This window comes from Gillisia sp. CAL575, from assembly GCF_000403785.1.
Lineage (GTDB): Bacteria > Bacteroidota > Bacteroidia > Flavobacteriales > Flavobacteriaceae > Gillisia.
The window spans coordinates 206,568-225,052 of record NZ_APHJ01000023.1 but is presented as its reverse complement, the minus strand read 5'-3'; the positions used below and the strand labels follow the sequence as shown (position 1 = coordinate 225,052).

At 33.7% G+C, this 18,485-nt stretch carries 18 protein-coding genes; 14 read left to right on the top strand and 4 right to left on the bottom strand.

Translation table 11 applies throughout. The features are described 5' to 3' along the window. Positions 1–308: 308 nt before the first annotated feature. Complete coding sequence (locus tag I130_RS07530) at positions 309–983, bottom strand: DUF4294 domain-containing protein (RefSeq protein ID WP_410503376.1); 675 nt, start codon at positions 981–983, stop codon at positions 309–311. Positions 984–1,182: 199 nt separating this feature from the next. Here I130_RS07530 and I130_RS07525 point away from each other — a divergent pair, with 199 nt between their 5' ends. The 3 genes from I130_RS07525 (at position 1,183) to I130_RS07515 (ending at position 4,325) form a co-directional block, all read left to right on the top strand. Continuing rightward, positions 1,183–2,271 carry a M42 family metallopeptidase gene (locus I130_RS07525; protein WP_034920961.1) on the top strand — a complete coding sequence of 363 codons (1,089 nt, stop codon included), beginning with the start codon at positions 1,183–1,185 and terminating at the stop codon, positions 2,269–2,271. Between the two features lie 133 nt (positions 2,272–2,404). Next, on the top strand, positions 2,405–3,496 hold the full coding sequence (locus I130_RS07520; RefSeq protein WP_034920958.1) for a DNA topoisomerase IB: 1,092 nt from the start codon (positions 2,405–2,407) through the stop codon (positions 3,494–3,496). Between the two features lie 70 nt (positions 3,497–3,566). Then, entirely contained in the window at positions 3,567–4,325 is a 759-nt protein-coding gene (locus I130_RS07515) for a family 16 glycosylhydrolase (protein ID WP_034920955.1), read from the top strand. A 9-nt stretch (positions 4,326–4,334) separates the two neighbouring features. Here the strand turns inward: I130_RS07515 and I130_RS07510 are convergent, their stop codons facing one another. Next, the gene (locus I130_RS07510; RefSeq protein ID WP_034920952.1) at positions 4,335–5,294 is read right to left on the bottom strand and encodes a phosphoribosylaminoimidazolesuccinocarboxamide synthase; all 960 of its coding nucleotides are present in this window, start codon (positions 5,292–5,294) and stop codon (positions 4,335–4,337) included. Positions 5,295–5,359: 65 nt separating this feature from the next. After that, the gene (locus tag I130_RS07505) at positions 5,360–6,316 is read right to left on the bottom strand and encodes a PhoH family protein (protein ID WP_034920949.1); all 957 of its coding nucleotides are present in this window, start codon (positions 6,314–6,316) and stop codon (positions 5,360–5,362) included. 197 nt (positions 6,317–6,513) lie between these two features. Between I130_RS07505 and I130_RS07500 the strand changes: the two genes are divergently transcribed. From I130_RS07500 to dnaN, 5 genes are all read left to right on the top strand, one after another. After that, positions 6,514–7,344: an S-adenosyl-l-methionine hydroxide adenosyltransferase family protein gene (locus I130_RS07500; RefSeq protein WP_034920947.1), complete on the top strand. Its 831-nt coding sequence runs from the start codon at positions 6,514–6,516 to the stop codon at positions 7,342–7,344. A 3-nt stretch (positions 7,345–7,347) separates the two neighbouring features. Further along, positions 7,348–7,644 (top strand): putative quinol monooxygenase, encoded by a 297-nt coding sequence (locus I130_RS07495; protein WP_034920945.1) that lies wholly within the window; start codon positions 7,348–7,350, stop codon positions 7,642–7,644. A gap of 31 nt (positions 7,645–7,675) precedes the next feature. After that, complete coding sequence (gldF, locus tag I130_RS16785; protein WP_034920942.1) at positions 7,676–8,413, top strand: gliding motility-associated ABC transporter permease subunit GldF; 738 nt, start codon at positions 7,676–7,678, stop codon at positions 8,411–8,413. Between the two features lie 3 nt (positions 8,414–8,416). Continuing rightward, positions 8,417–10,090 (top strand): gliding motility-associated ABC transporter substrate-binding protein GldG, encoded by a 1,674-nt coding sequence (gldG, locus tag I130_RS07485; RefSeq protein ID WP_034920939.1) that lies wholly within the window; start codon positions 8,417–8,419, stop codon positions 10,088–10,090. Positions 10,091–10,280: 190 nt separating this feature from the next. Beyond that, positions 10,281–11,399 carry a DNA polymerase III subunit beta gene (gene dnaN / locus I130_RS07480; protein ID WP_010232309.1) on the top strand — a complete coding sequence of 373 codons (1,119 nt, stop codon included), beginning with the start codon at positions 10,281–10,283 and terminating at the stop codon, positions 11,397–11,399. Between the two features lie 340 nt (positions 11,400–11,739). Here the strand turns inward: dnaN and I130_RS07475 are convergent, their stop codons facing one another. After that, positions 11,740–12,078, bottom strand: a complete 339-nt coding sequence (locus I130_RS07475) for a DUF4870 domain-containing protein (RefSeq protein WP_034920936.1) — start codon at positions 12,076–12,078, stop codon at positions 11,740–11,742. A 104-nt stretch (positions 12,079–12,182) separates the two neighbouring features. Here I130_RS07475 and mnmE point away from each other — a divergent pair, with 104 nt between their 5' ends. The 6 genes from mnmE (at position 12,183) to I130_RS07445 (ending at position 18,456) form a co-directional block, all read left to right on the top strand. Next, positions 12,183–13,598: a tRNA uridine-5-carboxymethylaminomethyl(34) synthesis GTPase MnmE gene (mnmE, locus tag I130_RS07470; RefSeq protein WP_034920933.1), complete on the top strand. Its 1,416-nt coding sequence runs from the start codon at positions 12,183–12,185 to the stop codon at positions 13,596–13,598. A 221-nt stretch (positions 13,599–13,819) separates the two neighbouring features. After that, positions 13,820–14,962 (top strand): site-specific integrase, encoded by a 1,143-nt coding sequence (locus I130_RS07465; protein ID WP_034920930.1) that lies wholly within the window; start codon positions 13,820–13,822, stop codon positions 14,960–14,962. Between the two features lie 136 nt (positions 14,963–15,098). After that, positions 15,099–15,671 (top strand): hypothetical protein, encoded by a 573-nt coding sequence (locus I130_RS07460; RefSeq protein WP_157480535.1) that lies wholly within the window; start codon positions 15,099–15,101, stop codon positions 15,669–15,671. 194 nt (positions 15,672–15,865) lie between these two features. Next, complete coding sequence (locus I130_RS07455) at positions 15,866–16,153, top strand: helix-turn-helix domain-containing protein (RefSeq protein WP_034920924.1); 288 nt, start codon at positions 15,866–15,868, stop codon at positions 16,151–16,153. 12 nt (positions 16,154–16,165) lie between these two features. Beyond that, a complete protein-coding gene (locus I130_RS07450) occupies positions 16,166–17,350 on the top strand; it encodes a VapE domain-containing protein (RefSeq protein ID WP_034920921.1) in 1,185 nt (394 codons plus the stop codon). Between the two features lie 236 nt (positions 17,351–17,586). Further along, positions 17,587–18,456, top strand: a complete 870-nt coding sequence (locus I130_RS07445; protein ID WP_034920918.1) for a toprim domain-containing protein — start codon at positions 17,587–17,589, stop codon at positions 18,454–18,456. The last annotated feature ends 29 nt before the right edge of the window (positions 18,457–18,485 follow it).

The following is an 18,485-nucleotide window of genomic DNA, read 5'->3' as shown; positions in this document are numbered from 1 at the left end:
AACCCTATGGCTCATTCCTTAGCGGGTGCAAATATACACCGTCTTTTTTCTTTACCACAAGCTTTTAATCAAGTATTTCTTAAAATAATTTTAATCTTTTCTTAATGCTTTAATATTACGTGAGTTACTACTGAATTATTTTTTATGGAGATTCCATTTTGTTCAAATAATAAGACCGTCAGTGACGGTGCGTTAGGGATTGAAGCGGTAGCTCCCAATGAAACTTCGTGCAATTGGGACTACAAGCGAAAAGCCCGGCCCCGTGTTTTGCGAGGGGAAACGCCCAAGAAAAACGAAAAAAAAATTTATTAGCTACCAGATGTCCATTTATTGGTAAGCTCATGAAAATTAAAATTCAAAACACTAGGTTGTGGCTCTAATATTTTAGATTGAAATGAGCGTTGAAGTATGTCTTCTATTAAATAGTCTTCTTGATTAGATTCTGGATGATACTCTTCTTTTAATGATATGTCGAAAAAACCTGCAGTAGAATTATACCAAAATGCCCGCCAACCACTTTTTAGTTCTTTAATAAGACTATATGCTGTTACTCCCGTTTGTCTATGAATAAGCTTTACAAGAATTTGACCTTCTGTATGGGTCAACTTTTTTAATTCAGCAGAAAATTGATCATCTATATAGTTCTGCACTATTTTAGTATATCTCTTTCTATCTCGTTTAGATTTGATCTGATCTAATCTAGACTCCAGCTCCAACAAACGTTCTGAAGCTAATTTTGCATAGGGATAAACTTTTCTAGTTTTTCTCCTTAATATAAGGTAACGTCTTCTTGCTTTATCTGAATCAAACTTTATTTTTCCAAGAATAAGTACCTCATCTAAATCTATTGTTTCCCGAACTACAGTATCCCCCATTACAATAAAGTATTCCGTTTGAATTGTATCTTGCTCTGGATCGTTAGTTTGACTCCATGCATTTAATAGAAAAAAGAAAAAGAATATATATGTTAGCTTAAATTTCAAATCGCAAACTTTTTAATTTTGAATATCATTTACTAAAACCATTCCAAATTTACAATTAATGCCCTTGTATAAAATTTAATTCTTATTAAATTCGTGCTAAATATTAGGTATTCTAGGTCTTTTTAGCTTATAATGGAAGGATACAGGTTTCTATACTATTTTTGGAAACAGTAATTTAAAAGAAATAATAAAACATACTATGACACAAAAAGATTTGCTTGATGAGAATTCTATGGTATTCCTTGAGAAATATTTAAACAATGCCTCCCCTACAGGTTACGAATGGGAAGGACAGAAAATTTGGATGGATTACCTAAAACCATATGTAGATGAATTTATAACTGATACCTATGGAACTGCAGTTGGGGTGATTAATCCGAAAGCAAAATTTAAAGTAGTTATAGAGGGCCATGCAGATGAAATTTCTTGGTACGTAAACTATATAAACGATGATGGTCTTATCTATGTAATTAGAAATGGAGGAAGTGATCATCAAATAGCTCCCTCTAAAAGAGTAAATATTCACACAAAGAATGGTATTGTAAATGGCGTATTTGGATGGCCAGCAATACACACTAGAAATAAAGAGAAAGAGGAAACTCCGAAATTAGATAATATCACCATAGATATTGGTTGCACTTCTAAAACGGAGGTTGAAGAATTAGGAGTTCATGTAGGTTGTGTAATCACCTATCCAGATGAATTCTTTATATTGAATGAGAATAAATTTGTTTGCCGAGCATTAGATAATAGAATTGGCGGTTTTATGATCGCTCAAGTTGCTCGCTTATTAAAAGAGAATAAGAATAAATTACCATTTGGTTTATACATCACTAATTCCGTACAAGAAGAAATTGGTTTGCGAGGAGCAGAGATGATCACTCAGCGTATAAAACCAAACGTTGCTATTGTGACCGATGTTACGCATGATACTACCACTCCTATGATCGAAAAGAAAACCAATGGTTTTGCGAAAATTGGATCTGGCCCTGTTATCACATATGCTCCCGCAGTTCAGAACAAACTAAGGGAATTAATAATTGACACAGCGGAGAAAAAGGAAATTCCATTTCAAAGAAATGCTTCTTCTCGTGCCACAGGCACAGATACTGATGCTTTTGCCTACAGCAATGGAGGTGTAGCATCTGCACTTATCTCTTTACCCTTACGCTATATGCATACTACCGTAGAAATGGTACATAAAGATGATGTAGAAAATGTGATTAAATTGATCTATGAAAGTCTACTGAATATTAAAGACGGAGAAACTTTCAGCTATTTCGAATAAAAACTATTTAGTTTTAAAAAGATTAAAACGGTTGCCTCATTTATAATGAAGTAACCGTTTTTTCCTTTCCAAACTTTCACAAATAATTATAATCTGTTTGTTATGATTCGTTTTATATTTAAATAAAAAAGCGATGACTCTAACTAGTGATGAAATTGACGATCTAATACACGATCCTGAGCAGGCGGCAAGCATTGCAAATCTTATTTATATTTCTGAAGCCAATCTTAGTGTAACCAGAAAGAAATGTGGACGAGGATATTCCTATAATAGGGAGGGAAAGAAGATTATGACCGGCAGAGAATTAGATAGATATAAAAGTCTTGTAATACCTCCGGCATGGAGAAATGTAAGAATCTCTCATCTTGTAAATGGTCATCTACAAGTAGTTGGTTTAGACGAAAAAAGTAGAAAGCAATATATGTATCATCCTACTTGGTCTGAATTACGGAATAAAACCAAATTCTTTAAAATGATCACTTTTGGTAAAGCCTTGCCGAAGATTAGAAAAAAGGTAGACGAAGATTTGGATCAAAAGATAATGAATGAGCGCAAGATATTAGCATTGGTAATTCGCTTAATGGAAGAAACCCATATTAGGGTTGGAAATGAATATTATGCTAAACAAAATAAGACTTACGGATTAAGCACATTAAGAACTCGACATGTAAAAACTTCCAAAAGCACGATGAAATTTGAATTTGTCGGAAAAAAAGGTAAGGAACATTCCATTAGTATCACCAATAAAAAACTTATCAAATTAGTAAATCAATGTGAAGAAATTCCTGGTTGGGAATTGTTTAAGTTTTATGACGAAAATGGCGCAAAACAGACTGTAGATAGTGCCATGATCAATAATTATATTCAGGAAATAAGCGGAGAAAGCTTTACTGCGAAAGATTTTAGGACGTGGGCGGCTTCCAAAATATACTTTGAAACCTTACATGGAATTGGATATAAGGAGGATGAAAAGGAAAATGCCAAAGCAATATTAGAAGCTATAGATGCGGCGGCAGATGGTTTGGGTAATACTCGAGCTGTTTGTAGAAGCTATTATGTACATCCTTTTATTACAGAAAATTATGAAAATGGAGGTATTGTTCCATATTTCGAAAAAGTGAAAAATATAGATAAAGACAATAACATCTCACTTTCAAGTTCAGAGAAAATAATACTAAATATGATTGGTGAATATCAAATAAATTTGAATGAAACTCCCTCATAGATTAAAATTTATAGTTAGTAAAATATTTGGATGGCATACTTTTAGCAAAGATTGAATTTGATAATTACTTATGCTGAAATTAATAATCTTACTCATTCTAATATCACCAAAAATGCAATCTCAAGATCGTAGCCTAGTTTGGGCAGAAGAATTCGATGGAAAAAAGATCGATACCGATACGTGGAATTTTAAAAAAGGTCTAGGACATAACAATGAAAAACAATATTATACTTCTAGCTCTAAAAACCTCCGGATTGAGAATGGTTTGCTAGTTATTGAAGCTAGAAAGGAAAAATATAAGGAATCTAAATATACTTCTGCTAGAATAAATACCCTCGGGAAAAAACTCTTTAAATATGGCAGAATTGAAATTAGAGCGAAACTACCTGAAGGAAATGGAACCTGGCCGGCAATATGGATGTTAGGTGAAAATAGGCAAAGAGATGGTTATCCCGAATGTGGCGAAATAGACATTATGGAACATGTAGGGAAATCTCCAACCGAAATTCACGGAGCCATTCATTATCCAGAATTGGATAATAAGAAATTGAATTCTTCAGCCAAAACTTCAAAAATGCCTTTTTCTAAAGATGGTTTTTATACCTATGCTATTGAATGGGACGAAAAAAGCATCAACTATTTTATAGATGAGAAGCTGTTTCATAGCTTTACCATAGAAGATGCTGAAAGAGATGGAAGAGAGAATATTTTTCAAAAACCATTTTATTTAATAATAAATTTAGCTCTTGGCGGAAAATGGGCCGGAGAAATAGATGATTCAATTTTTCCAGCCCGTTTCTATGTAGATTATGTTAGATATTATAAGTAGAAATTAAAACTACGCCTTCCTGTGTTTCAGGTATTCCAAAACATTGCTTTCTATACGTTTTTCTATATTGGAAACTTCAGCTTTCTCAAATGGCAATCCTGTGATCTTTTCGTAAAGTTCTATATACCTTTCTGAAACTGAATCTATGTAAGCATCACTCATTTCTGGAACTGTCTGTCCTTCTAATCCTTGAAAATTATTTTGGATAAGCCATTGTCTCACAAATTCTTTGGATAACTGTTTTTGGACTTCTCCATTTTTCTGGCGCTCTTCATATCCTTCATCATAAAAATAACGAGAAGAATCTGGAGTATGTATTTCATCTATCAATACAATCTCTCCTCCAGCGGTTTTCCCAAATTCATATTTCGTATCTACAAGAATTAATCCTCGGGAAGCAGCTATTTCAGTTCCTCTTTGAAATAGTTTTTTGGTATAATCTTCAAGAAACGCATAATCTTCTTTAGTAACTATCTGCCGCTTTAGAATATCTTCCTTAGATATATCCTCATCATGATCTCCCATTTCAGCTTTGGTAGCTGGAGTTATTATAGGGTGGGGGAATTTATCATTTTCTTTCATTCCTTCTGGCATAGAAACTCCGCAAAGCATACGTTTTCCTGCCTTGTATTCTCTTGCTGCATGGCCAGATAAATACCCGCGTATTACCATTTCTACTTTAAACGGATCGCATTTTTTTCCAACCGCCACATTAGGATCTGGTGTTGATTCTAACCAATTAGGAACTATATCTTGTGTTGCAGCCATCATTTGTGTTGCAATCTGATTCAAGATCTGCCCTTTATAAGGGATTCCCTTAGGCATCACTACATCAAAAGCAGAAAGCCTATCTGTGGCAACCATAACTAAAAGATCATTTTCTAAATAATATACTTCTCTAACTTTTCCTTTATAAACTTGAATTTGTCCTGGAAAATCGAAATTGGTATCTATAATGGTATTCTTCATAAATATTAAATATCTCAATAAAGAGATCGTTTTATTATTTTATTCAATTAAATTGAATTCTGCTATTAATTTTCAGCGTGTTCTATTTTCTTGTATGCGGCAATGATGCTTTTAACCAGCTTATGTCTTACAACATCCTTATCATCTAAATACACCATTCCAATACCTTTGGTATCTTTAAGCACAAGTAAGGCTTCTTTTAATCCAGAAACTGTTCTTCTTGGTAAATCTATTTGTCCTGGATCTCCTGTAATCATAAATTTTGCATTCTTACCCATTCTGGTAAGAAACATTTTCATTTGCGCATGAGTTGTGTTTTGACCTTCATCCAAGATCACGAAGGCATTATCTAAGGTTCTTCCCCGCATAAATGCCAAAGGAGCTATTTGAATAATTCCTTTTTCAATAAACACCTCCAATTTTTCATGTGGAATCATATCCCTAAGCGCATCATAAAGAGGCTGCATATATGGGTCTAATTTTTCTTTAAGATCACCCGGTAGAAATCCAAGGTTTTCTCCAGCTTCAACTGCAGGTCTTGTTAGGATAATACGTTTTACCTGTTTTTCCTTTAATGCTTTAACTGCAAGTGCTACTCCAACATATGTCTTTCCTGTTCCTGCGGGACCAATTGCAAAGATCATATCATTCTTCATGGCTAATTCTACCAATTTACGCTGATTGGCAGTTTGAGCTTTCACCAACTTACCTCCTACTCCATGAACCAAGGTTTGTCCACTTTCTGTAGAAGTTGAATAATCATCCTTTCCATTACTGGAAAGAACACGCTCTATTACATTTTCATCAAGTGTATTATACTTCACAAAATGATCCATTAACATTGTAAATCGTCTATCAAACTCCTCCAGCATATCTTCATCTCCATAAACCATGATCTTGCTTCCACGAGCTACGATCTTTAATTTTGGATAATATTTTTTAAGAAGTTCAATGTGTTCATTTTGTTGTCCAAAGAAATCTCTTGGACTAATTTCGGAAAGTTCGATAATGAGTTCGTTCAAAAGCAGTAGGTTTAAAGTTAGATTTTAATTCATTAATAATTTTTACTCTAGTAACAATGTATGATTTACTTATATAAAATCGTCAATTTTTATATAAATTATTTCAGGAATTGGATGAAATAAATTTATCTTCGCCTGTATTACAAACTTACAATAAATAACAAGCTTCACCTTTAAAAAAATATCAACAATTGCCTATGGCTATCATCACTTTAACGACAGATTTTGGGGAAAAAGATCACTTCGCTGGAGCCGTTAAGGGTACTATCTATTCAGAAATGGATGATGTACGGATTGTGGATATTTCACATTCAATCTCTCCTTTTCATATTACCGAGGCGTCTTATATTATTAAGAATGCATACAGATGTTTCCCCAAGGGAAGTATTCATATAATCGGGATAGATTCAGAATTGACTCCAGAAAATAAACATGTTACAATTCTATTGGACGATCATTATTTTATATGTGCAAATAATGGGATCCTTTCGTTGATAGCTTCAGAAATTAAGCCTGAAAAGATTGTTGAGATCAATATCCATAATACGGTAGAGACCAACTTCCCTGTTCTGGATGTTTTTGTGAGAGTGGCTTGCCATATCGCTCGTGGGGGAACCTTGGAAGTTATTGGAAAGACTATAGAAAGCATTAAATATTTAAAAGAAATAGAGCCTTATATAAATTCTGAAAAAAATCAGATTGTGGGCCATGTTCTTTATATAGATAATTATGGGAATGTTGTTACCAATATTACAAGGAAAATATTTGAAAATGTTGGTAAAGGCAGAAAGTTTAAGATTACGGCACGAACTGCAAAATTCTCTAATATTTATACTACTTATAGTGATGCGATAGATTTTAAACAGGATAAAGATAAACGCGAAGAAGATGGTAAAAAGTTAGCCATCTTTAATTCTGCAGGATATATAGAACTAGCTATTTATAAAAGTAATCCTAGCACGGTTGGCAGTGCCTCTACTCTATTTGGACTAGAGCTCAGGGACACAGTAACTATAAAATTTGAATAAAAGATGTTTGTACGAATTGTGAAAATGGGCTTTGTCCCAGAAAAAGTAGAAACTTTTTTAAATGATTTTGAAATTGTAAAATCCAAGGTAAGAGGATTTGAAGGTTGTCTTTTTTTAGAGCTTTATAGAGACAAAAGCAATACAAATCTGTTTTTTACGTATAGTTATTGGGAGGATGAAGAAGCTCTAGAGAATTATCGAAATTCAGATCTTTTTAAAGGAGTCTGGGAAAACACCAAACAATATTTCAATCAGAAACCAGAAGCCTGGAGTTTAGACAAGTTAGTAAGTCTAGACTAAGAATATAGGTTAGAAAAACATATAAATAGCATTGATAGCAATTCTCAACAAAGAAATACGATCTTTTTTTTCGGCTCCAACAGGTTATTTGGTAGTTGGAATATTCCTGACGCTTTGTAGCTTATTCCTATTTGTTTTTACTGGTTCTTATAATATTTTGGATAATGGATTTGCAGATCTCAAACCATTTTTTGATCTCGCACCTTGGATCTTTCTTTTTCTAATCCCAGCTATTACAATGAAAAGTTTTGCTGAAGAAAACAAGCAAGGCACCATGGAATTATTACTTACCAAACCAATTGGTACTTGGAGTCTAGTGATTGGAAAATTTTTTGGCGCTTTCTTAGTAACTTGTATCGCCATTCTTCCTTCTCTATTATATGTGTTTACTATTTATAAGCTTGGTGATCCATCTGGTAACTTAGACATCGGCGCAACTTTAGGCTCTTATTTTGGGTTGTTTTTATTAGCTGCAACCTATACATCAATAGGTGTGTTTGCTTCAGCCTTTACAAACAATCAGATCACTGCTTTTATAGTCGCTATTTTTCTATGCTTCCTATTATATTTTGCTTTTGAAGGAGTTGCGGATTTTAAAATATTTGGAGATTCCACTTATGGGATAGAGTATTTTGGAATGAACTATCATTATAAAAGTATGAGTCGTGGAGTAATAGATACTAGAGATATCATTTATTTTATAAGCCTGATACTTCTATTTATCTCATTTAGCTATTTCAAGATCTATTCAACCAAAATTAAATCCTAGCTCTTGAAGAATTTGACAAAATATAAATGGATATTCTTAGTGATCTTAGGATTGCTGTTTGTAAATATAATTGCCTCCAAAATTCACTTCAGGTTCGATCTTACTCAGGATCATAGATACACCCTATCTCCGGCTGCAAAAACTATTATAGATAAGATTGAATCTCCTATCATAATAGATGTCTTCTTAAAAGGTGCATTTCCTCCGGAATTTAGGCGATTGCAAAATGAAACTAGGCAATTTCTTGAGGAAATGTCTGCTTATAATTCTAATGTAAAATTCAACTTTATAGATCCTTTAGCTGAAGGTGATGATGCGAATGCTGTGGCTCAGGAATTTTACGAATTAGGAATGACTCCAGCACGTATTAGCGTGATGGAAAATGGAAAAGCAAGCGAATCTATTATATTTCCCTGGGCAATTGCTAATTTTAATAACAAGACGGTAAAGATCCCATTGCTTAAAAATAAGTTAGGAACAACAGATGAAGAGCGGGTAAATAACTCGGTGCAGCAGATGGAATATTCCTTTGCAGATGCTTTAGGACAGTTAGTTCAGCCTAAAAAGAAAAAAATCGCCATTATGCGCGGAAATGGAGAATTGGGAGATGCTTATATCGCCGATTTCATTAAAACCATTCGACAGTATTATTTTGTAGCACCTTTTACATTAGATTCTGTTGCCAATTATCCAAATAAAACATTGGAAGATCTAAAAGAATTCGATCTAATAATAGAAGCTAAACCCACCCAGGCATATTCAGAAAAAGAGAAGCTAGTCTTGGATCAATACTTAATGAGTGGAGGGAAATCCCTATGGCTAGTGGAGAAAACAAGTATGGAAAGCGATAGTTTGTTCAATACAACTGGAAGCGCCATTGCCTTACCAAGAGATTTAAATTTAAATGACTTCTTTTTCTCATACGGTTTACGTATTAATCCTACTCTGGTAAATGACATTTATTCGGCACCCATCGTTTTAGCAAGTGGAAATGGAAATGATACCCAGTTTTCTCCTTACCCTTGGTTTTACAGCCCTTTAACTACTTCCCCTAACTCACACCCAATTATTAATAATATAGAAGCAGTAAAATTTGAATGGGCCAATCCTATAGATATTTTAGATAATAATATAAAGAAAACGGTACTCCTTTCTAGTTCTCCTCAATCCAAGATAGAAGGAACTCCACGAGAAATCAGCTTGAATTTATTAAATTCTCGTCCAGATCTTTCCACGTACACGGCAGGAGAATTACCTATGGCTGTATTATTAGAAGGTGAATTTAAATCTGTATATAAAAACAGGGTAAAACCTTTTGAAGTAGATGAAGCTAATGATAATGGAAAATCCACGAAAATGATTGTGATCTCCGATGGGGATGTTATAAAAAATCAGCTTCAAAAGGGGCAGCCATTAGAGCTAGGCTTCGATAGATTTACTGGAAACACCTATGGAAATAAAGAGTTTTTGCTGAATTCCGTAAATTATCTATTGGACGATTCAGGATTAATAAATATTAGATCTAAAGAAATAAGCATCGCCTTTTTAGATTCTAAAAAGACGGCTGAAGAACGTGAAAAATGGCAATTTTTAAATCTTGTTATACCACTGCTATTGTTGGGAATTGGGGCATTTATCTTCACCTACTTCAGAAAAAAACGCTATTTAAAAAATTAGACTTTTAGTTAATAACTATTCGTCAAGATTAAATATTAACAAATTTCCAAACTATATTTTCAGGAAGCCTTTAATTTCAAGGAGTTAATATAATTAATTTCATATTTTCTGTTAATAAAATATCACCTATTACACTTCGGTTTTTAAAGGATTAAGATATATTTGTAATGATTAAATAACTGTTAGATCCATGAAATTTATAGTATCCAGTACGTATTTATTAAAACAGCTTCAAATTTTAGGAGGCGTTATTAACAATAACAACACCCTACCTATTTTAGATAACTTTTTATTCGAATTGAAAAAAGACGAATTAACGGTTTCTGCTTCAGATTTAGAGACTACCATGTCTGCTAAATTGAAAGTAGAATCAGATTCTGAAGGTTCTATCGCTGTTCCTGCAAGATTGTTATTGGAAACCTTAAAAACGTTCCCAGAACAACCACTTACTTTTGTAGTGGAAGATAATAATACCATAGAGTTAAGTTCTAATCATGGAAAATATGCATTGGCGTATGCTAATGGAGAAGAATTTCCAAACGCAGTAGAATTGAGCGATCCTAGTAGTACTATTATCCAAGGAGATGTACTAGCTATGGCAATTAGCAAAACCATTTTTGCGTCTGGTAATGATGATCTTAGACCAGTAATGAGCGGAGTGTTCTTTCAGTTTTCTACAGAGGGTTTAACTTTTGTAGCTACAGATGCTCATAAATTAGTGAAATATTCTAGAGAAGATGTAACCGCTTCTCAGGCAGCAGAATTTATTATGCCTAAAAAACCTTTGAACCTTTTAAAAGGAATTTTAGCAGGAAGTGAAACCGATGTGCTTATTGAATATAATGAGTCTAATGCAAAATTTATTTTTGAAGACACTCAGTTGATCTGTAGATTGATCGATGGGAAATATCCAAATTATGAAGCGGTTATTCCAAAAGAGAATCCTAATAAATTGGTAATAGATAGAAGTCAGTTCTTAAGCTCTGTAAGAAGGGTATCTATTTTCTCTAATAAAACCACACACCAAGTTCGTTTAAAAATCGCTGGTGCCGAGTTGAACATTTCAGCAGAAGATATAGATTACAGTAACAAGGCAGAAGAACGCTTAACGTGTTCTTACCAAGGTGACGATATGCAAATTGGTTTTAATTCTCGTTTCTTAACAGAGATGTTAAATAACCTAAATGCAAATGAAGTTCAGTTAGAAATGAGCTTACCAAATCGTGCAGGGATCTTAACTCCGGTAGATGGATTGGATGAAGGCGAAAAGATTACTATGCTTGTAATGCCGGTTATGTTGAATAGTTAAAAAGTAGATCTTCTTCGGAAGGATTTAAAAATAAAAAAAGCGCAGACTATTATAGTTTGCGCTTTTTTGTTTTAATACTCGAATTCAATTTTTTCCTTCCCAATATTCCGATATTTATCAATATTGTTTTAGAATGAGGAATTCTTAAGAACGCTTTTGTCAGGCTGAGCTTATCTAAGCATATTATGAGGTCCTGAGCACCCTTCGACAAATTCAGGGTGATGTTCGGATATTTATTAAACGTTTTAATTTAGTCATCCTGTCCCGAAGTATCGGGATAGGTTGACGCTTTAATATTTTAGGAAACTGTCCTTTTAATTCTATTATAATTCTAAAAAAATTACTTTATAAACTCAATAGACAAAGGATAATTAGGAACTTCTCCATTGCTCACCTTAATAGCATTTAAAATCGGAAAAACGATAGCCACGATACCTATTCCAATTAATAACAGTACCCCTAAACCGAATAAAAATATCAATGGGATGCAGATGATGGAATAAATAAACAGACTGATCTGAAAATTCAGGATCATCTTCCCGTGAGCATCCATGCCAAAAACCTTGTCTTTTTGCGTAAGCCAGATCACTAAGGGAACTACAAACCCTCCAATTCCAGTAACTAGATCCAATAACTGACTTAAATGTGTTAATACTAATAATTGATTGTCTTCTCTCATGATGATTGTTTGATTGATGATTGTATACTATAAGTAGTGAATTTAAGGAATATGTTACATGCTAAGGATTAAACAAGCTCTCAATTCTTTACTATCTTTGCCGCATGATTTTAAACGATACCATAGTAGCTTTAGCTACCCCATCTGGTGCAGGGGCGATTGCAGTAATACGAGTTTCTGGTGCAGAAGCAATGAATATAGTTTCGCCTCTCTTTATAGCCAAGTCTAAAAAAGAATTAAAAAAGCAGACCACGCATACCCTCCATTTAGGAAATATTATTGATGGAGCACGAATTATAGATGAAGTCTTGGTATCTATATTTCAAGGCCCAAAGAGTTATACCGGAGAACATACAATCGAGATCTCCTGTCATGGAAGTCAATATATACAGCAGGAGATCATTCAGTTATTAATACGGAATGGTTGCAGATCTGCTGAAGCAGGGGAATTTACCTTACGAGCTTTTCTTAATGGAAAAATGGATCTAAGTCAGGCGGAAGCAGTTGCGGATCTAATTTCTTCTGAAAACTCGGCTTCTCACCAAATAGCAATGCAGCAAATGCGTGGAGGTTTTTCTAATGAAATACAGAAGCTCCGTCAGGAACTTTTAAATTTTGCATCTCTTATAGAATTGGAGCTAGATTTTGCTGAAGAGGATGTAGAATTTGCAAATCGAGATGAATTTCAGGATTTAGTAACTCGTATTCAACAAGTACTTAAAAAATTGATCGATTCCTTTGCCGTTGGAAATGTGTTGAAAAACGGAATTCCTGTGGCGATTGTTGGAGAACCTAATGTGGGGAAATCTACCTTGCTAAACGCACTGCTAAATGAAGAGCGCGCCATCGTTTCAGAGATTGCAGGAACAACCAGGGACACCATTGAAGATGAAATAAGTATTGGCGGCATTGGATTTAGATTTATAGATACTGCTGGAATTCGGGAAACTCAGGACGTCATTGAAGGCCTTGGTATAAAAAAGACCTTTGAGAAAATAAGTCAGGCGCAGGTGGTTATTTATCTGTTAAGTGCAGATAAATTCAAAATTCAGAATTCAAAATTCCAAGTAGAACTACAAAAGATCCATAATCAGTTTCCACAAAAGCCATTACTTATAATTGTAAATAAGGTGGATACTCTTGAGCCAACAGAATTAGAAAAATTACAACAGGAATTAGAAGTTATTTCCCGCGGAGTAGAAAAATCTCAATATCTATTGCTTTCTGCTAAAACAGGAATGGGCGTAGAAGAACTTCAGGAAAAATTATTACAATTCGTAAATACTGGCGAATTAAGAAACAATAATACTATAGTTACCAATAGTAGACATTATAATGCGTTGCTAAGCGCTTTAGAAGAAATAAACAAGGTGCAACAAGGATTAAATGATAATCTCTCAGGAGACCTAATGGCAATAGATATTCGTCAGGCTTTATATCATTTTGGTGAGATCACTGGAGAAATCACCAACGATGATCTTTTGGGGAATATATTTGCTAATTTCTGTATTGGAAAATAAACAGTAAATATTATTTGTATTCATTTGACACCAAATGAATATAAATCGTTTTAAACAGGGGCTTAATAGCCCCTTTATTATTCAGTTCATTTTCTTATATTAACCTATTGTGCACCTCATTTTGCACCTAAAGTGCACCCCGTTGTTAAATTTTATAGACAAGATGCACTTTGTGCACCTTGTTGATTTTTTTCTCTTATCTTTATATAAAAGATCTAGATATGAAAATCAATCTTAGAAAAAAGAAATTGACAACTGGAAAGTACAGTCTATATATAGATTATTACAAAGGAAAAATTATCGATGATAGCGGAAAATCTAAAAATAATAGGGAGTTCGAGTATTTACGAGAGTACCTATACATTTCACCTAAAACACCTTCAGAAAAAAGAGAAAATGAAGAAACCCTTCTAAGAGCTGAACAGATCTTATCAATACGAAGAGCAGAATATGCACAAGGGAAGTATGGCATTAAGGACAGGTCAAAAAATAAATTTCTGTTCCTTACCTATTATGAAAAGCTAAAAGAAGAACGCTATGAGAGTAAAGGGAATTATGACAATTGGGATGCAGCTCAAAATCATATTGAAGACTACTGCAAAAAGAAACAAATAACTTTTGAAGATATCGATGAAGAGTTTGTATTGGGATTTAAAAAATTTTTGAACAAGAATTCAAGGACTAAATCAAATACTCTACTATCTCAGAATTCCAAATATACTTACTACAATAAATTTAAAGCTGCCCTAAGACAAGCTTTTGAAGATGGCTATACCAGTAGAAATTTTGCAACCTGTGTCAAAGGATTTACGCAAGGTGAAACAACAAGGGAACATCTAACCCAGGAGGAATTACAGGAGATGGCCAAAGCCAAATGTAAGCATGTTATACTTAAATCTGCCTTTATGTTTAGTTGCCTTACTGGACTTAGATGGAGCGACATTAATAAACTTATTTGGTCTGAGGTACGCGATGAGGAAAATGAAACCAGACTAGTGTTTCAGCAGAAAAAAACAGCTGGGCAGGAATATCAGTACATTTCAAATCAAGCAAGGAAAATATTAGGTAAAAGAAGAAAGGAAAATGATCGTGTATTTCAAGGTTTAAAATATGGAGCTCATTTTAATGCAGAGATCCTTAGGTGGTGCATGCGTGCTGGAATCACAAAACACATAACATTTCATAGTGCCAGGCATACTCATGCCGTACTTCTACTTGAAAATGGAGCGGACATTTATACGGTTTCAAAAGTTTTAGGACATAAAGAAATACGAACCACTCAGGTTTATGCAAAGATAGTAGATAAGAAAAAGAAAGAAGCTGCCTATTTATTACCGGAGCTTGAAATGGATTATGAGTTTTGATGTTTTCCAATATCTAGCCACGCTTGCCTTTCTCTATCTAGGAGTTAGACTTTTTCTTCATTATAATTTTATGTTCATCCATTTCATGGTCAATTCTCCTTCCGTATGGAATAGCAAAATTGAAAAGCCCCGTTTATTGATATACCTTTTTTGTGGAGGCTTTATGTTTTTAATGTATTCGTTTGAGAGTCCAGCGACAGAACTCCATTTTTTACTATCTCTAATTCGCATCACCACTTTTGTTTTGGCATTTACACTTGTGCATTACACCTGGACATCTAAATTCAAGAATCATTTTAATCCTCCAAAAAATAATAAGAAAAAGCCATCAGAAAATAATTTTAACATTGCTATTTCAAAGGATCAGCTCAATACCCTATACAAAGAACTGGTTCGATATGATATGGTAGATGAAACAAAAACTGATTCCAAAGATTTTATAAAAGTATTTCTAGAGGATTGGGATAGTCATGGATCAAAAGTTTATTTTGATTTGGATGGTCCCAGTTCTAGAGAATTTTATGAACTATTTTCAAAGACATTTCCTAATAATTCCCTGACACTTAAAAAGTTTTTTGAAACTTCCAGACTAATTATCCGCCCGGATGGAAAAAGATATATGTATAACACTATTAAAAATGCAGGAAGCAAAACCGAATTTTCAAAGCGAACTTCTGATCTTTCAAAGGTTTTTTCAAAATTCACCTAGACTCCATATTTTTATCTACAGTTTTTCCCTCAGTTGTAATTTACAATCCCATAAATACTGATACATTTTCCTTAAAAGTCGTTACCAAGTAATCACAGTATCATTTTCCATTTCTCTCCCTTATTAGATTCGTGTTAGAAATCATATGACAAGCACTATATGAACTTGTCTTTTATTAACTAAAATCTAAAAACATGAATCTTTACGAACTTCAAGAACAGTTAGACCGAATTGAAAGAACAGTAAGAACTAATAAGAATGTTCTTTCATTAGAAGAAGCAGCGGAATACACCGGTATTTCCAAAAGCTACCTATATAAGTTGACCGCAAAAAATGAAATTCCCTTTTCCAAACCTAGAGGTAAAATGATCTTTTTCTCAAAAGAAAGACTGGATGCCTGGTTGTTGGCCAGTCCAAGTAAATCAAGAGAAGAAATAAACAGGGAAGCCCTGAATTATACTTTTAGAAACAAACGCCATTAATTTTACATTATCATGGAGAATAAAAGTTCAAATTTTTACCGTGCTGAAAACCCAAAGAAGAAAACCATCTTTGACTATGCATTGGATTATTTATTGGAAAAGTATGATATTCTATATAATGAAATCTCCCATGATTTTCAAGTTTCCTTTAAAGATCAAAAGGATTGGCGATATCTGAATGTCAATTCTCTAATTATTGAACTTACTTCTGCAGGTATTGAGATCAGTTCTGCCAAACTCGAAATTCTTATCAAATCTGAACTCATTGAAAAATACAATCCAATTAAAGAGTATTTCATTTCACTTCCCAAATGGGATGGAATAGATCATATTGCTAAACTAGCGGCCTATCTTCCAGTATATGAAGAAGATGTTTTTCTATATCATTTTAAGAAATGGCTGGTAAGATCTATTAAATGTGCCCTAGAGAAATCATATTTTAATAAACAAGCGCTTATTATTAGTCATAGTGGGCAGAGTTCTGAAAAATCTACTTGGTGTCGATTTTTATGCCCCCCTGAGCTCGCAGAATATATGGCGGAAGATATTAGTAATGATAAAGATGCCCGTATCCAATTATGTAGAAATTTTCTGTATAACCTAGATGAACTAGCTGTGCTTTCAAAAAATGATGTTAACGCATTAAAAGCTTTTTTCTCTAAAACTTTTATAAACGAGCGCCTACCCTATGATCGAAAAAATACTACACTTCCCCGGATTTGTTCATTTATCGGATCCACCAATATGTCATCTTTTCTTAATGACGAAACTGGTTCTGTAAGATGGTTGTGTTTTGAACTTACTGGATCTATCAATTTTAATTACTCAAAAGAGATCAATATAAAATCTGTTTGGATTCAGGCTTATCATTTGGCCTACAGTGATCCAAATTTTAATCCAGAGTTAACGGTGCAAGATATTAATGAGAATGAAACCAGAAATTTAAAATATACCAAATTAACCACAGAACAGGAATTGGTTGCTAAATATTTTAAACCCTCAAAAAATCCAGACAATTTTATGACGGCCTCAGATATTATGCTTAGCCTCTCCTGTCTAAATCTTCGTCTTAGTCAGATAAATATTGGAAGGGCACTCTCGGGCTTTGGATATGAAAGATTGAAAGATAAGAAAAGAAAGGTTTATGGTTATTTAGTAAAGAAAAGATTTAAAAGTTCTCCTTGGGAATTGAGCTAATGAAAGAAAAAATATAAAATGACTTACCATTCTACCCATATATCTCTAATCCTATTAGAATAGGGAGTGTTGAGGGGGTAAGATAAATTATATGTTCCTACCCTAACTTAATATAAGTTACCCTTTTAGGATGGGTTAGGTAAGATGAAAAAATGAAGAATTTTAATCAAACACTTCGCCATTACTGTATTAGGTAAGATGGTAAGTGGATTTGGGAATTTTTAAAAGATTTACAGATGAAAATAAAAAGACTAACCTGCGAAAGAGCCCGAACTCTTTCCATCGTAAAAACGCTGGCCAGCTTCGGGCACTTTCCAAGCAGGACATCGGAGAAAGAAGCCTGGTTTCTGAGTCCCCTTCGGTCAGAAACGCAGGCCTCTTTCAAGGTTTCTTTGATTTTGAACAGATGGTATGACCATGGATTGGGTAAGGGCGGAAACGTGCTTGATTTAATTGTGGGCATGAATAATTGTTCGGGTAAAGAAGCCTTGGAACTTCTAAGCAACGAAAGTGATCTTTTTTCTTTTCAGCAGCCAATTTTAAACAATGAAATTACTCCAAAAATTGAAGTTATCAAAGTTCAGCCAATACAACATCAGGCTTTAATTCAGTATTTGGTTTTAAGGAAAATAAGGTTAGAAATGGCTCAATTGTACTGTAACGAAATTTGGTACAGATTTAAAGGGAAAAAGTACTTTGCCCTAGGGCTTAAAAATCATCTAGAGGGATGGGAACTTCGAAACAAATATTTTAAAAACTCCAGCTCTCCAAAAGCCTATAGCTACTTGAACAATCATTCAGATCGCTTGATAATTTTAGAAGGGATGTTCGACCTGTTATCTATAGCTGAACTGTTTCCCCTTGAACTTATAAATTCAGATGTCATTGTTTTAAACTCGCTTTCTTTTCTAAAACCAGTTTCCAATTTGTTTAAAAATTATAATGAGGTTGATCTGTATTTGGATAATGATACAGCCGGAATTAAAAATGCAGAAGAGCTGATCCAAAAACATAAGAACGTGATTGATAAAAGTGATTCTTATAAAGATTATCAAGACTTGAATGAAAAATTAATTTCAATACGAACAAAGAGAAAAGTTGAATGAGACCTACAATTAGAAAGGTAAAAGCCACA